Source organism: Phormidesmis sp. 146-33 (genome assembly GCF_052939515.1).
The window spans coordinates 90,189-104,440 of record NZ_JBJPHU010000008.1 but is presented as its reverse complement, the minus strand read 5'-3'; the positions used below and the strand labels follow the sequence as shown (position 1 = coordinate 104,440).

Genomic DNA, 14,252 nt, shown 5'->3' with positions numbered 1-14,252 from the left:
AGCTCCCGTTTTACGGATCGTTACTGTATTAAATCTGACCAGAGTGTCACCTGGCACGGACTATTACCCGTTTATCGTAGAACTTTTGTTCTAGTTTGGGCAATAGAATCTATCGAATCAAACGACTACCCAGGGTCAACCACGCTCATTTTTAGATTAAAACGTTTCGGGTTCAAAGACTGATTTATTAAAAAGTGTGAAGAACCATTCTCTACGTTTATCAGAGCATCATAAAGCTATCTGGAAACTGTCTGAGAAGAGGTATAAGTTTTGTAACAAAGGAGGGAGGAGGGAGGAGGGAGGATAGAATACTTCCGGGTTCCTGAAGTTTTGGTGTTCTAAACATTAGGAGTGCATCTACATTATTATGCAGAGAAAGGATACGCAGAAGGAAACTAAGAACCTGCGGCACCCTTGCCGCTGCCCGATTTGCTGTATCTTGCCGCCCTATGTTACCGATCGTGTGATTCTCAATGGCACTCCAACTCAGCGCGAATGGGCTTTAGAAACTAAGAGCGTCAGAGCAGTTTCGGGGCAGGCGTGAAGCGGTGGGTGGCATTCAATTGATGGCTCCGGTAGGGGTAAAACGGCGGACGATTTTTGATGCCAAAAATTTAACAGATTTGCCCGGAACGTTGGTACGCAGTGAGGGCGATCCGGCGACGGGCGATTTGGCAGTGGATGAGGCTTACGATGGGTCAGGCGCGACTTATGACTTCTATGCCGAAGTGTTTCAGCGCAATTCGATCGACGGGCTGGGAATGCGTCTCGATTCGACGGTTCACTATGGTCAGAAGTACGACAACGCTTTTTGGAATGGGAGCCAGATGGTCTATGGCGATGGGGATGGGGAGTTATTCGATCGCTTCACCAAATCGATTGATGTGATTGGTCATGAGCTGACGCATGGTGTCACCCAAAATGAAGCAAATCTGACTTATCGAGGACAATCCGGAGCCTTAAACGAATCATTTTCAGATGTGTTTGGCATCTTGATCAAACAGCGAGTTCTCAACCAAACGGCCGATCAATCAAATTGGATCATTGGAGAAGGGTTGTTTACCTCCAAAGTTAATGGTGCAGGCATTCGATCGATGAAGGCTCCTGGTACGGCCTATGACGATCGGGTGATTGGTAAAGATCCTCAGCCTGCTGACTTCAGAAATATATATACCGGAACGGCTGACAATGGCGGTGTTCATATCAATTCGGGTATTCCTAATCGGGCGTTTTATCTGACGGCAACGGCGATCGGGGGCTATGCCTGGGAGAAAGCTGGAAGAATCTGGTACATTGCTCTGACCGAAAGACTAAGACCCAGAGCCACTTTTAGAACGGCAGCAGCCACGATGAGCGCGATCGCTGGCGAACTCTATGGCGCAAACAGCACCGAACAACAAGCCGTCCGAACTGCCTGGAGAACAGTTGGAGTCGTTTGACGTTTAGTCCAAATATAAGAAGTGAGGAGTTGCATTATGTTGACTCTTCACTTCAAATCCCACAACTCTTATGAAAATCTCTTTTGAGCGATCGGGCGGATTTGCAGGTCTAATCATGACCACTTCAATCGATACTGAAACTCTGTCACCGACTGAAGCCAATCAAGTCTGTCAAATGGTAGAAGCGGCAGATTTTTTTAATTTACCGACAACGATCGCAGCCCCGCAGCCCGATCGCTTTCACTACCAAATTACAATTGAGGAGAGAGATCGGCTTCACACCATACAAATTGACGAATCAGTGATGCCCGATCGGTTGTCTCCATTAATTGAATGGATGATAGAGACAGCACGAGGGTAGCAAAGGCCTCAAAATTTCGGGGATACCTTTTAACTGCCAACAATCTACGCAACGGCTAGAATAACAACGCCAGAATTAAGATCTAACGTCGTCGAGCTTTGCTGACCATCTTGTGAGACAAACGTAACTTTAGATCTTCTTGCTCGGCCCAATCTTGTAATAGACGATAAAAGACTTGTCGATCGTCATTCTGACTCAGTAGGCTCGATCGCTAGCAAATGAACTGAGTAACCTTGACCTATTGCATTTCGATAAAGCGGGCCATCCAATGTCCATAGTGCTGCATTCAGTCTTTGTGCTAACACTAAATAAACAGCATCATAAGCACTTTTTCGTCCTAGCGCTAATGCCATGTTGATCACTTCTGGATCAAATCCTAGCGAATGATATTGGATCGGCAACTCCGCCAATTGCTCACAAACAGCTTGTGCTTGCTCTCTCGCAAACAGCCCCGCTGTAACCATTCGTGTCAAAGCATTCGTGACCTCAGAATATGCCAAATCAGGCGCATGTAGCGCTGTATTCTGATCGACCCAGCGTTCAAACTGCTGATAGACAATCTGTCGTTGAGGATGCTGAGTTACTAAAGCAACTAACAAATTTGCGTCAATGATGATATCCATATCTGATTAGAAGCCACCTCGATCGCTCAATTCTTCTCGTCCTTCTTGAATCAAAGCTACAGGATCAGTAGAAGGTAAATTCTCAGTTAAGGCATGGAGTCGATCGAGACCAGCCTTGAAAGAAGCAGACTGAGAATTGTTTAGAAAAGTCGGGCTAGTGGTCTGATTGGCATTTAGGTGCTTGGCGCTGACAAACTCGGCAAACATGAGAATTGTGCTGGCCTGGTCTTGAGGAAGCGTTCTTACAAGTGTATAGATTTGTTCTGCGATCGTCATATCAAGTTATGAGGCTAAAGTACAGTTTGTATTTATTCTAAGCCACACACAATCTACTCAAAGGCTAAAATACCAACGCCAGAAAAAACCTAACGCCGCCGAGCTTTGCTGACCATCTTGCGAGACAGACGTAACTTTAGATCTTCTTGCTCTGCCCAATCTTGTAGTAGACGATAAAAGACTTGTCGATCGTCATTCTTAAGCACTGCTACCTGGTCGGCTGTCTCAATCACATAAGGGTAGCCGCCGCCAATTACCACTTCGCCTCGCACCCAATCGAGAATACGATCGTGCCATCCCGCTTCATATACCCAAACCGGAAGTTCTAATCGCACTGGGTAGCTATCTTTATTGGTTTTCATATAGGTGAATGCAATTCGGTCAGCCTGATCTTGATATTGATCTAATACACCCGATCGCTGACAGAGAAACAAGGGAGTACGATCGCCCCACTGCATTGCGCTATTTCTAGAACGGCTAATAAGTTGTGCATCGTGGATAGATTTACTTTCGGGCAAATTGCCTAATAGCCGCAGCATTTCAGTCAGGTCGCAAGCAGTCGAAGTGTCAATATAGCCAACCAGCGGCACTCTAAAATACTCACTCGCCTGCAACAGTTGACGCATACATTTCACATAAAAGTTGCGCGTCTCTTCATCAAAAACTTCGGCAAACGTGACCACGAGTGAACCGTCAAAAAACGCCAGACAGGTTTCACAATCGGCATGAGATTCCATATATTTGATGATGCGTTGAGTCTCCATTTCAAAGCGGCGTAGATTGACTTTACGATCGGCGAGATCGCCCTTTCCCACACGCAGATCATTTGGAGTCATCACATCCAATTCGATGTCTTTTTCATAGGTGCCAGACGGCAAATGACAATTTTCATACCAGCCGATTTGCACCAGCGCTACGGGAATCGAAACATCTTTACTGGGATAAATTTGAGAGCCATCGACGGCAAAGGTAGAAATCCCAGTGAGGCGATCGCGTACCCATTCCAGACTTTGTTCTCGACTTTGCCAGGTCAATTTTGAAGGAATAATCCAATCGGAAAATTTGCCCAATGGCTCTAATGGCAGCGCTCCACAATATTGAATTCCGGCAAGGTTTTCCTGCAAAATATTGTCTGGTTGGCGTGACATCTGAGCCAGTGCCGCCAGGTATTGTTGAAGTTCTTGCAAAGCGGTTTTGTCATAACTTGTGAAGTCATCACGCTTTGCTTCTAACAGGCTCAAGATTTGGGACGGCTTAATTGGCATACATTAAGAGATGGGGAATTGATTCGTGAATAATCTTCTCAAGCTGTGTAGATTGATTATCGACAAACTTTGGAAGACGCGCAATTCTTCCGATGATCAGGGGATGAAAATATTGTATTTCCAAACTCATGCTGTCTCTAATCTCTTTTGATACAAATTCAAACGCTCTATAGGGTTTTACGATCGAGCCAAATCCCCCTCAGTCCTGCGGCTTTTGCAGCTTTATAATCTTCTTCTAAACTGTCTCCTATATGCCACGCAAATTGGGCTGAACAATTGTGTTTATCAAGGGCTACATCAAAAATTTGAGGACTAGGTTTTGCGGCTCCGACTTCAGTAGAAATGGTAACAGAACTGAAAAAATCAGTCAGATTTAGCGCTTTGAGAACCGCATGTAGACGAGAATCAAAATTAGAGAGAACGCCTAATGTAATGTCACGATCGCGCAATTTCTCTAAAGTTGGCACCACATCTGTATAGAGAATCCAGGGTTCTGTTGTCTCAAAGTGATGATAGAGTTCGGTGAAAAACTTTGAGAAATCTGAAAACTGATCGCGAACGTTGGCTCGTTTAAAGGTTTGATGCGCGATCGTGCCCCACCATTCAAATTCTAATTGGGGAATTTCTGCACTCGATCGCCCCGGAAAAGCAGGAGACCCGGCCGCTTTAAAACTTTGATAAAACGCTTGATTTAAGACTTCAGTCGGCACATCCACACCATAACGCCAGGCGATTTTGCCGTAGACTTCACCGACGCTACCCCGCACCCCAAACAAAGTGCCAACCGCATCAAAAAAAATCACCTGGGGACGCATCATTATCTCTCACTTTAGAAACTTAAAAAGCAGTCTTGCACCAGCAGAATCAACAAGGGTAGAGGCATTCCTAAACCACTTTCCATCAAGTTATGGTCGCATGTTACTGATTTAAGGACGGTGGAGAGGGCCACCCTACGAGTTTTTAGCGCTCTTATCGAGTGATCGACGCTTATTTCAGTGCCATTTAGCCATTATCCCTTGTCTACTCAAAAGTTAAACCTCAGACTCGAAACCTGTCCAGTCGTTGAGGCGCACGATCGCCGATTGGTTTTCCTGCGATCGGGGGAAGGCAAGCGTTCGGTCAAGCGCCAAACTTGTGGAACAGCGTACACTCAAACCGCGACGGTGGGTGAAACTGAGAGTTTAGCAGGTCGATCGTTGAGGAGAACACGACATGAATCAAGCTGAGTTAGCGCAACAGGTCAAAACGATTCATGATCAACTCAAGCTACTTCAAAAACAAGCCGCATCACCCTCAACAGATCCTATTTTTGAGACACTCTTTTCTCAACTCCAAAGCTTAGAAATTCAGACAGCCGAGTCACCCCACACCCAAACCAGCGAAGAAAAGTGGCGCGCCCTCAGCGTTTGTTCCCCGGTGGGGATTTTTACCTGTGACGTTTTGGGGCATGTCACCTACACCAATCCCAAGTGTCAGGAGATGGGCGGCTTTACGCTTGAGGAGAGTTTGGGCAAGGGGTTTGCAGACTCCATTCACCCAGACGATCGCCATCGAGTGCTGACAGACTGGTTTACGATCGCTCACTCAGGACAACAACACGCCGATGAGTTTCGAGTGCTGCACCGCGATGGCTCTTTGCGTTGGGTGCAAGTCAGGACGGCTCCGATTATCTCCGATCGGGGCGAATTAGTAGGGCACACCGGAACGGTCGAAGACATCACCAAACAAAAACAGTCCGAATCCCAGATCAAAGCCTCTCTCAGGGAAAAAGAAGCCCTGCTTAAAGAAATTCACCATCGGGTTAAAAACAATCTACAAATTATCTCCAGTTTGATCTACCTTCAGTCACAAAGAATCGACGATCCCCAGGTGCGACAAATTTTTGAAGACAGCCAAAGTCGGATTAATTCGATGGCTTTGGTGCATGATAGTCTGTATCGATCGAATGACCTGACTCGCATCAATTTATCAGAATACATTCAAAGTTTGGCGACTCGTCTCTTCTATACTTATCGACTTCAATCAGATTTGGTGACGCTAAGAATGCAGGTTGGCGAGGAAATCTTCATCAGTTTAGAAAAGGCGATTCCCTGTGGGCTGATCTTAAATGAACTCATGACCAACGCCCTCAAACATGGATTTTCTGACGAGAGAAGCGGCGAGATTGCGGTGCTGTTAGAAGCCGAACTTCCCCAAAAAATTTGTCTCATCGTCGAAAACAACGGCAACGATTTACCCGATAGGTTTGAACTGCAAACGATCCGATCGATGGGGCTGCGACTGGTTAATGCCCTTGTCAACCAAATTCGAGGTAGCTTTGAGCTAGAAAAAACAAATACGACGCGATTTAAAGTGACCTTTGATCATCTATAAATGCTCGATCGCCCTACAATGCTGGAGGGGTGTGAGAAGATTGCTTCCCTTCTAGAATCGGGTAATTCGACACGGTTTAGTGCAGAAAAATAGGCAAGTTAGCCCTTACTTCAAAGCCAATTTTTCTACTGTGTCGATCAATACACGTTCCTGCAAAAAACTGGCTTCACGTCAACGCTTTGAGTCGATTTGACGAAGTTAAAACCTGGCTGCCATTTTTTAGAAGCACTTCTAACTAGAATGCAGAGGTACAAGTATAAAAAATTGCTACGATGACGGATCAAACATGGCGAAAATATTGGTAGTCGAAGATGAAAGTGTCGTAGCATGGCACATTCAAGAAGCATTAGAAACGCTGGGTCATGAAGTGATTGCCGTCGCCCAAACCGCTAAAGAAGCGATCAAACTCTCTGCGGACACTCAGCCCGATCTGATATTAATGGACATTCAACTCCAGGGCGAGGTCGATGGAGTGGCGGCCTCCGAATTTATCTACTTTCAGCTAAATTTGCCCGTCGTTTATCTGACCGCCCACGCCGACGAACAAACGCTCCAGCGAGCCACCGAAACCTCTCCCTTTGGCTATCTAGTTAAACCGTTTCAGGAAGCCGAACTGCACTCCACCATCAAGATTGCTCTGCACCGTCACCAACTCGAAAGAGCACACAAAGATGCTCAACAATGGTACGCCACGACGCTGATTAGTATCGGAGACGCAACGATCGCCACAGATGTAGACGGCTTTATCGCTTTTATGAATCCGACCGCAGAAATCCTCACGGGTTGGGAGCAAGAGCAGGCATTGGGCGAGTTTGCGACACGAGTTTTGGATCTGGTGCATGAAGAGACAGGGGAGGCGATCGCAAATCCCTTGTTGTCTGCGATGTGTAGCGGCGATACGGTGACCTTGCCCACTCGCACCCTGCTAAGAGCCAGAGATGGAACGCTCAGACCTGTGGGCGATAGTGCCGCTCCGATTCGCAATCGAGATGGTCAGATCATTGGCAGCATTATGGTCTTTCAAGACTTGAGCGATCGCCGCCAACAAGAAGCGCTGCTTCAACGAGAAAATCAGATTTTAGAACGCAGTCAAGATCGATTGACTCTACAACTACGCGAACGTAATGAACAACTTCAACAAGCCCTCGACTGTACTCAACTGGTGCAACGGGTTTTAGAACAATCGCGATCGGTCTCTGATCACAGCCAGATTTTGCAACTGACGATTGAGGAATTGGGGCGGACGCTAAAAGCCAGCTATTGTTGGGCCGCCCTACACGATGAAGAGAGTCTGACTTCGACGATCGTCTGCGAATCGGTCGGGGCATTTGAGTTTCCAGACTCGACGATCGGCACCTGCATTGATTTAGAAAAGCACTTTCGATTTTATTTTCGGCTGTTTCAACGAGAATCCTGGCTTGATCCGAGTCCAGATTTGCTGCCGCCACTCTATCGTCAGTTGCAGGAAACGACGAGCCAGATGCTAATCTGTCCGATTCAAGACGAGCAGCGGATAATTGGTGAGGTGGGCATTCTTGTGCAGGGCAAACCTATCAGATCAAAGCTGCAAGCTGATTTAATTGCACAGGTGGTCAGTCTGCGATCGCGCTAGAGCAAGCTCAATCAGAAAAGCCGGACTCACTTTAGTCGTTCTGTTTCCTTTTGTGATCAGCAAAATAGAGAGGACAGGCGATCGATGGGGTGCGATCGTCGAATTTTGAAGCTCATTCCGCAAAATTCCTGGAGTGCAAGAAAAATCTTGTATACGTAGGTGAAGCGGGACAAAACTGAGACAGCGGATCAAGGCGACATGGAGACACCAACCTGGCTGACAGAAGCGCGGCAGTTACTTGAGCAAGGGAACCCTTTGGCAGCATTGACTGCACTAGAAGCAGGGCTGTCAGACATGCCTGACTGCGCCGATGGCTGGAGAATGCGAGGAATGATTCTTCGCAATGATTTAGACCGCTACGAAGAAGCAATCGCTAGCTATGACCAAGCACTGAAATATAAACCGGACTTCGGTGATGCTTGGTGCGGTCGCGGCGCTACATTGGTCGAGTTACACCGCTACGAAAAGGCGATCGCTAGTTATGACCAAGCGCTGAAATACAATCCGGACGACCATAAAGCCTGGAACAATCGCGGCGTTGCACTGAGTGATTTACACCGCCACGAAGAGGCGATCGCCAGCCATGACCAAGCGCTGAAATACAAACCGGACTTACCCAAAGCTTGGGTCAATCGTGGCATTGCGCTGAGGCATTTACACCGTTGTGAAGAGGCGATCGCCAACCATGACCAAGCGCTGAAATACAAACCGGACTTCCCTGAAGCTTGGAACAATCGCGGCGTTGCTGCCTACAACTCGAACGGAGTCAACAAACAATCCGTCACCCTGCCGCCCTCAATGCAAAACCCTGCCCTTGATCAACGGAACTACCCAGGGCAACTTGCCAGCTTGCGCGAAGGCCTGAAGTACTGTAAACAAGACACTCACCCAGAAGGCTGGGGCACTCTGCATCGTAGGATAGGCAATGCCCACTGCGATGAAGGCAACTACAAAGAAAACCCTCGACCTTGCTGGCGCGATGCCCTCCGTAGTTACCACACTGCCCTCCAAACCCTCACTGCCGACTCATTCCCCGAACCCCACCTTCAAGTGCTGCAAGGCATGATCCGCGCCCACCTTGCTCTAGATGAAATTCCCGCCGCTCGACGCTATCAGCAACAAGGCATCACCCTGTTTGAGCAACTCCGCGCCGCCCAACCCGACTCACTCAAACCCACCTTCGAGACCAGATTTGCCAGCTTTAGTCAGCGAGAAATCGACCTGCTAATCGGCGAAAACAATCCCATTGCCGCCCTCAAGCAAGCCGAATTTTACAAAAACCGTTGCCTCACCTGGATCTTGGATGCGTGGCAGGAAACTGTTCTCAGTCCCGACGCTGCCGAAATGCAGTCGCTCTGCAATCCCCATACCGCAATTTTCTACTGGCACCTCAGCCCCGATCGCCTCACCACCTTCATTCTCACCAACGGTCAGCCGCCCCAAGTTTTAGCCTGCAACCGCCGCCAACAGTCCCAGCAATTTGAAACATGGATGCAAAACTACGATCGTCAATATCGCGACTATGCCAGCCAGAAAAAAGAATCCAGCAAGCGATCGTCCCATCCCTGGCGCACCACCCTCGAATCGCAACTCGCCAAACTGCGTAATATTCTGCACATCGACGATCTTTGTGAGCAACTGCCCCCCACCGTTCACACCTTAATTTTGCTGCCCCACCGTGATTTACATCGATTCCCACTCCATGCCCTGTTCCCCGATCGCTTCACCGTTTCCTATCTGCCCAGTTGCCAGATTGGATTAAACCTGCGCGATCGCAAACAAACAAACACCTACCTGTCCCTGCTAAACGTAGACGATCCTCAAACAGACCAGCCAGAAATGCCCTTCGCTCAGTTGGAATCAGCGATCGTTCGGCATCTAATTGAAGACGCAACCCACATTTCCCCCGCCGATGCCTCCTGCGATTGCGTAATCCATCACCTACAAAAACCATACAAAACCTTTCACTTTACCGGACACGCCGCCTACAACTCTCGCAAGCCAGAAGACTCCGCGATCGCCCTCACTGATGCACGATTGACCGCCAAACAAATCAGTCGCCTCAATCTGTCTAGCTACAATCTGATTTGTCTTGCAAGTTGCGAAACCGCCGTCACAGGCAAAGACAGCATCGCTACAGAATACGTCGGGCTGTCCACCGCTTTTCTCAAAGCCGGAGCCGCAAACGTTCTCAGCACCCTCTGGCAGGTCGATGAAATCTCAAGCGCCTGGTTGATGATTCGATTTTATCAAGCCTTGTTAGCTGGAGATGCGCCAGCCGTTGCCCTCAAACAGGCCCAACACTGGCTGAAAACTGTCACATACCTTGAACTCATTGGCTGGCTGAATGCGCTCACCGTGGAAGGACTGAGTTACCGTTGGCGCAAAGAGCTAGAAGTTCAAGTAGACCTTCTGAAAGAGCAACAGGGTACAATAAAGCCAAGCGATCGTCCTTACAATCAGCCCTTTTATTGGGCAGCGTTCACTCTCACTGGAAGCGTGCCATGAGCGTCTATAGCAACGAAATTGACCTGGAAGTTCTCAAGTATGCTTTAGAACACTACGGCACCAACCTGCCAGACGACGAGAGCCGATCGCTGCTGAATGCGTTGAAAGCATGGAAAAATCAGGAGCCAGATTCGGATCGACACCTGTGCGAGTTGGTAAGCCAGTCAGCCGCGATCGACCAAATCTACACCCAGGCACTTAAAGCGCAGCGACAACACTACACCGCTCAAGAACGCGCTAAAAGCTTCATTTTGACTGCCGACAGCTTCAGCGATCGTACTGGATTGAGCCACCTTGCCGATCAGCTAACCCACCTCCTGACTCAACACCAGCTACAAAAATCCATAATTCAAGCATCCAAAGCCGAACGAGAGATCCTGAGCGCATTGGAACCTCATTCTCTCACCTTAAAAGACTTGACCTATCGGACTGGGCGATCGCTGCCAACGATTCAAACGGCTGTACAAACGCTGCGAAAAAAAGGATACGTTGATTTGCTCTCTGCTCCCCTGATCCACTGGATGTTTCCAGGACTGAAACCGCGCCGCGATCGTCAGCAACCCATTGCCGAGGAAGAGTTTCTGTCATTAACCGCAACAGGCTATCTCCACCTTCACCCCCTCATTCGCGTCTCAAGCAGAGGCTATGAGTAATGCCAGCTCTGGGTGGTGGCTGCTGGTCGCAATCGCTGGCGTGTCAGGCGTTTTTAATTTAATCGTTGCTGCTGAAAAATTCAATCGGAGATTTCGATCGCCCTTTTTTACTCCCTGGTTATCCCTGGGATTGTGGTGGTGGGTGCTACTTCAGTTAGTTTTACCAAGTATTGTCTTCTGGCTATTGTTTGGAGCCTCGATTCAACCGCCCATTGCCTCAGATAAATTCCCAGATCTTGTCACCAAAGCAATCACCGTCGGACTTGGCTTTAATGCCTTTGTGAACGCTAACATCGACCTGGGATTTACTGGCGTTCCCTTTAGCGAGTTTTATTTTCTCCTGACTCGACTTGCCTTTCGTCAAATAGAAGCAAGTCAAAGGGGCAGGTTGACAGATTTCAAATCCGAGTTGCGGCAAGAACTCAGCCAAACCTCAAATCAGTTTGAATCTGGACTTGCCTGGCTCAGAGACTATTTCGAGGGTGATTCCTCCCTCAGAACCGAAGAAGAGCGCAACTTTTTAACGCGAATTGAAGCTGCCCGCACGATGACTCCGCAAATAGAGCAAATCGGTGCAATTGTGAGGCTACTGCTAGACGTGCGCTCAAAAGACTGTCTCAGCGCGTTGAAACAGTTTGGCTGTTCTGACTCGTTTCTGCAAAAATACTTTCCCAAGAAGTTTGCTAAATCCAAAGCTCCAAAGCCCTGATTGGAAGTAAAGAAGAGACAGCGATCGCCCTTGATCTGCTATTCCTCAATCTTGTGAGAGTATTGCGTCTCCGCCTCGAAGCCCATGCAGTGAATACCTTAAACGAAGACAGTACATTGACATCCTCTACAACCTAGCTTTGCTCAGGTTGCAGATTCCTTCCTGTTTCATCGGCTCTTAACTGCCGTGGATAGAAGCACTAAAACGTCTGGTACTAAAGCTTCAAATCTGTTAGACGATTAGATGATGCTTGCAAAACAATTACTGCAATATCAAATTGTCGTAGATTCTGTTGAAACGATAGGTTGCGATCGACTGTAATGAGAGTATCAAACTCCGCTTCTGCAAGCGCAAAAAGTTGACCATCCTTGATTCCTGCCCATCCCATCTGAGGAACTGTTTTCACCTCATAGCCAACAAAATCTCTCGCTAACCTGCGATCGATGCACTCATCTAGCAGAAGCTTCATGCTATGCTACCAGTCCAATAAGCTGCTTTCCTGCCTCTTCTAGCAAAGCGATCACCTGTTCTCTGCTTACAGTTGGAAATCCATCCAAAAAGTCGTCGATTGATTCTCCCGCTTTGAGATAGTCTAAAAGTGTTTGCACAGGAACCCTAGTACCCGCGAAGACTGGAGTTTCACCCATAACTTCAGGGGATGCGCTAATCACTGGAGAGTTCTTAAGCATCAGTCTTTAAACCTCTAAGTCCCATATTTGTATTTTAATCAATTCTGGTAGGACTCCTGAAAATTGTGAGTTTCAATACATTCATTCTTTTATCGTTGCTGTAGACCAAACACATTACTTCTATTTCTAAAATTCTATGTCTACGTTGCTGGTCAAAAACATTCATACCTTGCTGACAATGGATGCAGATCGGCGGGAAATTCGCAATGCGGCACTACTCGTTCGAGACAACGTGATTGAGCAGGTTGGAACCGGATCAGAATTACCTCAAACCGCAGATGAAGTTCTGGATTTACACGATCGCTCTGTGGTTCTTCCGGGTCTTGTAAATACGCATCACCACTTTTACCAAACTCTGACTCGTGCCATACCTGCCGCTCAAAACTGTGATTTGTTCATCTGGCTGCAAACGCTTTATCCGATTTGGGCAAACCTCACCCCCAAGGCTGTGTATGTCAGCGCTCAAATGGCAGCCGTTGAATTAATGTTATCGGGCTGTACAACGGCAAGTGATCATCTCTACATCTATCCCAATGGCAGTACGCTAGACGATGAGATTCAAGCGGTGCAAGCGGTTGGGTTACGGTTTCATGCCAGTCGAGGCAGCATGAGCGTCGGAGAAAGTCAGGGAGGATTGCCGCCAGATTCGCTGGTTGAGAAAGAAGCTGATATTTTGAAAGACAGCCAACGTCTGATCGAGCAATATCACGACAATACTCGTCATGCGATGCTGAGAATTACGCTGGCTCCCTGTTCTCCCTTTTCGGTCTCTCAAGATTTGATGCGAGAATCAGCGGCACTGGCCCGATCGTATCCCGGCATTAGACTGCATACCCACTTAGCAGAAAACAAGTCCGATATTGAGTACAGTTTGGCGACCTTTGGCATGACACCAGGCGACTATGCCGCGTCCGTCGGTTGGGTTGGAACGGATGTTTGGCACGCTCATTGTGTCCAGTTAGACGATCGCACCATTCAACAGTTTGGCAAAACCGGAACCGGGGTTGCTCATTGCCCCTGTAGTAATATGCGGTTGGCCAGCGGCATGGCACCCATTCGTAAAATGCTCAATTATCAGGTTCCTGTGGGTTTGGGAGTCGATGGTTCGGCCTCCAATGACACCTCAAATCTGTTGAATGAAGCTCGAACGGCTTTTCTAATGGCGCGAGTTCGTGAATTGGATGCGTCTGCGATGACCGCCCGCGATGTGCTGGAGCTTGCGACGTTGGGAGGGGCAAAGGTGCTAGGGCGAGACGATATTGGCTCTCTAGCCCCTGGAATGTCAGCAGATTTCATTGCCATCAACCTGGATCGTCCCGAATTTGCGGGTGCGCTACATGACCCGATCGCCGCCATGATTTTCTGCCAGGTCAATACCGTAGATTACAGTTTTATCAATGGCCGAAAAGTAGTTGATCAAGGACGAGTCACCACCCTTGAACTGCCAACATTAGTTGAAGAACACAATCGATTGGCCCATCAACTAATCCATCATTAAGCAGGTTCCTTTGGTTTGCGATCGTGATGTCCATTTGTAGAAAAACAATGCTAACTAACCGCACTGCGCCGAAGCACTTTAACCAGATTGATTGAGTGATTGATTCGGATTAGAGTGAGCGCGATCGTTAGGCTCTAACTGCTAAGTTGAAGTCGTCCACCCATCGGGAAGCTCATTTATTTCTTGTGGTAATATGGATGTTGAGAAAGGCTTTTTGTTAAACAAAATTATGTCAAAAGTAGAAAT

At 47.9% G+C, this 14,252-nt stretch carries 16 protein-coding genes; 10 read left to right on the top strand and 6 right to left on the bottom strand.

Annotation, left to right across the window (positions count from 1 at the left end; all coding sequences use genetic code 11):
* Nucleotides 1-367: 367 nt before the first annotated feature.
* The 3 genes from ACJ2PR_RS05700 (at nucleotide 368) to ACJ2PR_RS05690 (ending at nucleotide 1,800) form a co-directional block, all read left to right on the top strand.
* Nucleotides 368-544, top strand: a complete 177-nt coding sequence (locus ACJ2PR_RS05700) for a hypothetical protein (protein WP_446876300.1) — start codon at nucleotides 368-370, stop codon at nucleotides 542-544.
* Nucleotides 545-548: 4 nt separating this feature from the next.
* Nucleotides 549-1,439, top strand: coding sequence for a M4 family metallopeptidase (locus tag ACJ2PR_RS05695; protein WP_446876299.1), 891 nt, complete (start codon nucleotides 549-551; stop codon nucleotides 1,437-1,439).
* A 70-nt stretch (nucleotides 1,440-1,509) separates the two neighbouring features.
* Nucleotides 1,510-1,800 (top strand): protealysin inhibitor emfourin, encoded by a 291-nt coding sequence (locus tag ACJ2PR_RS05690; protein WP_446876298.1) that lies wholly within the window; start codon nucleotides 1,510-1,512, stop codon nucleotides 1,798-1,800.
* 185 nt (nucleotides 1,801-1,985) lie between these two features.
* On the opposite strand, the gene ACJ2PR_RS05685 is transcribed toward ACJ2PR_RS05690, so the two are convergent.
* The 4 genes from ACJ2PR_RS05685 to ACJ2PR_RS05670 all read right to left on the bottom strand — a co-directional run bounded on the left by ACJ2PR_RS05685 (nucleotide 1,986) and on the right by ACJ2PR_RS05670 (nucleotide 4,782).
* Entirely contained in the window at nucleotides 1,986-2,423 is a 438-nt protein-coding gene (locus ACJ2PR_RS05685; protein WP_446876297.1) for a type II toxin-antitoxin system VapC family toxin, read from the bottom strand.
* Between the two features lie 6 nt (nucleotides 2,424-2,429).
* Nucleotides 2,430-2,699 carry a DUF2281 domain-containing protein gene (locus tag ACJ2PR_RS05680; protein WP_446876296.1) on the bottom strand — a complete coding sequence of 90 codons (270 nt, stop codon included), beginning with the start codon at nucleotides 2,697-2,699 and terminating at the stop codon, nucleotides 2,430-2,432.
* An 89-nt stretch (nucleotides 2,700-2,788) separates the two neighbouring features.
* Entirely contained in the window at nucleotides 2,789-3,964 is a 1,176-nt protein-coding gene (locus ACJ2PR_RS05675) for a DNA double-strand break repair nuclease NurA (RefSeq protein ID WP_446876294.1), read from the bottom strand.
* 167 nt (nucleotides 3,965-4,131) lie between these two features.
* Nucleotides 4,132-4,782, bottom strand: coding sequence for an HAD-IA family hydrolase (locus tag ACJ2PR_RS05670; RefSeq protein ID WP_446876293.1), 651 nt, complete (start codon nucleotides 4,780-4,782; stop codon nucleotides 4,132-4,134).
* A 198-nt stretch (nucleotides 4,783-4,980) separates the two neighbouring features.
* Between ACJ2PR_RS05670 and ACJ2PR_RS05665 the strand changes: the two genes are divergently transcribed.
* The 6 genes from ACJ2PR_RS05665 (at nucleotide 4,981) to ACJ2PR_RS05640 (ending at nucleotide 11,819) form a co-directional block, all read left to right on the top strand.
* The gene (locus ACJ2PR_RS05665) at nucleotides 4,981-5,190 is read left to right on the top strand and encodes a hypothetical protein (RefSeq protein ID WP_446876292.1); all 210 of its coding nucleotides are present in this window, start codon (nucleotides 4,981-4,983) and stop codon (nucleotides 5,188-5,190) included.
* Nucleotides 5,177-6,337 (top strand): sensor histidine kinase, encoded by a 1,161-nt coding sequence (locus tag ACJ2PR_RS05660; RefSeq protein WP_446876290.1) that lies wholly within the window; start codon nucleotides 5,177-5,179, stop codon nucleotides 6,335-6,337. Before ACJ2PR_RS05665 ends, ACJ2PR_RS05660 begins: the two co-directional genes overlap by 14 nt.
* A 286-nt stretch (nucleotides 6,338-6,623) precedes the next feature.
* Nucleotides 6,624-7,949 carry a response regulator gene (locus tag ACJ2PR_RS05655; protein WP_446876289.1) on the top strand — a complete coding sequence of 442 codons (1,326 nt, stop codon included), beginning with the start codon at nucleotides 6,624-6,626 and terminating at the stop codon, nucleotides 7,947-7,949.
* A gap of 159 nt (nucleotides 7,950-8,108) precedes the next feature.
* Entirely contained in the window at nucleotides 8,109-10,457 is a 2,349-nt protein-coding gene (locus ACJ2PR_RS05650; RefSeq protein ID WP_446876287.1) for a CHAT domain-containing protein, read from the top strand.
* Complete coding sequence (locus ACJ2PR_RS05645; protein WP_446876285.1) at nucleotides 10,454-11,110, top strand: hypothetical protein; 657 nt, start codon at nucleotides 10,454-10,456, stop codon at nucleotides 11,108-11,110. The genes ACJ2PR_RS05650 and ACJ2PR_RS05645 overlap by 4 nt, the downstream gene beginning before the upstream one ends.
* Nucleotides 11,103-11,819, top strand: coding sequence for a hypothetical protein (locus ACJ2PR_RS05640; protein ID WP_446876284.1), 717 nt, complete (start codon nucleotides 11,103-11,105; stop codon nucleotides 11,817-11,819). Before ACJ2PR_RS05645 ends, ACJ2PR_RS05640 begins: the two co-directional genes overlap by 8 nt.
* A 214-nt stretch (nucleotides 11,820-12,033) precedes the next feature.
* On the opposite strand, the gene ACJ2PR_RS05635 is transcribed toward ACJ2PR_RS05640, so the two are convergent.
* Nucleotides 12,034-12,288, bottom strand: coding sequence for a DUF5615 family PIN-like protein (locus ACJ2PR_RS05635; RefSeq protein ID WP_446876282.1), 255 nt, complete (start codon nucleotides 12,286-12,288; stop codon nucleotides 12,034-12,036).
* Nucleotide 12,289: 1 nt separating this feature from the next.
* A complete protein-coding gene (locus ACJ2PR_RS05630) occupies nucleotides 12,290-12,508 on the bottom strand; it encodes a DUF433 domain-containing protein (RefSeq protein WP_446876281.1) in 219 nt (72 codons plus the stop codon).
* Between the two features lie 136 nt (nucleotides 12,509-12,644).
* On the opposite strand from ACJ2PR_RS05630, the gene ACJ2PR_RS05625 reads away from it, so the two are divergent.
* Nucleotides 12,645-14,006, top strand: a complete 1,362-nt coding sequence (locus ACJ2PR_RS05625) for an 8-oxoguanine deaminase (RefSeq protein WP_446876280.1) — start codon at nucleotides 12,645-12,647, stop codon at nucleotides 14,004-14,006.
* The last annotated feature ends 246 nt before the right edge of the window (nucleotides 14,007-14,252 follow it).

What these genes read in the sequence shown, in the direction of transcription:
- ACJ2PR_RS05670 (WP_446876293.1), bottom strand. Translation starts at nt 4,782, where the DNA reads ATGATGCGTCCCCAGGTGATTTTTTTTGATGCGGTTGGCACTTTGTTT.
- ACJ2PR_RS05645 (WP_446876285.1), top strand. Translation starts at nt 10,454, where the DNA reads ATGAGCGTCTATAGCAACGAAATTGACCTGGAAGTTCTCAAGTATGCT.
- ACJ2PR_RS05635 (WP_446876282.1), bottom strand. Translation starts at nt 12,288, where the DNA reads ATGAAGCTTCTGCTAGATGAGTGCATCGATCGCAGGTTAGCGAGAGAT.
- ACJ2PR_RS05700 (WP_446876300.1), top strand. Translation starts at nt 368, where the DNA reads ATGCAGAGAAAGGATACGCAGAAGGAAACTAAGAACCTGCGGCACCCT.
- ACJ2PR_RS05685 (WP_446876297.1), bottom strand. Translation starts at nt 2,423, where the DNA reads ATGGATATCATCATTGACGCAAATTTGTTAGTTGCTTTAGTAACTCAG.
- ACJ2PR_RS05660 (WP_446876290.1), top strand. Translation starts at nt 5,177, where the DNA reads ATGAATCAAGCTGAGTTAGCGCAACAGGTCAAAACGATTCATGATCAA.
- ACJ2PR_RS05690 (WP_446876298.1), top strand. Translation starts at nt 1,510, where the DNA reads ATGAAAATCTCTTTTGAGCGATCGGGCGGATTTGCAGGTCTAATCATG.
- ACJ2PR_RS05625 (WP_446876280.1), top strand. Translation starts at nt 12,645, where the DNA reads ATGTCTACGTTGCTGGTCAAAAACATTCATACCTTGCTGACAATGGAT.
- ACJ2PR_RS05655 (WP_446876289.1), top strand. Translation starts at nt 6,624, where the DNA reads ATGGCGAAAATATTGGTAGTCGAAGATGAAAGTGTCGTAGCATGGCAC.
- ACJ2PR_RS05640 (WP_446876284.1), top strand. Translation starts at nt 11,103, where the DNA reads ATGAGTAATGCCAGCTCTGGGTGGTGGCTGCTGGTCGCAATCGCTGGC.
- ACJ2PR_RS05630 (WP_446876281.1), bottom strand. Translation starts at nt 12,508, where the DNA reads ATGCTTAAGAACTCTCCAGTGATTAGCGCATCCCCTGAAGTTATGGGT.
- ACJ2PR_RS05675 (WP_446876294.1), bottom strand. Translation starts at nt 3,964, where the DNA reads ATGCCAATTAAGCCGTCCCAAATCTTGAGCCTGTTAGAAGCAAAGCGT.
- ACJ2PR_RS05680 (WP_446876296.1), bottom strand. Translation starts at nt 2,699, where the DNA reads ATGACGATCGCAGAACAAATCTATACACTTGTAAGAACGCTTCCTCAA.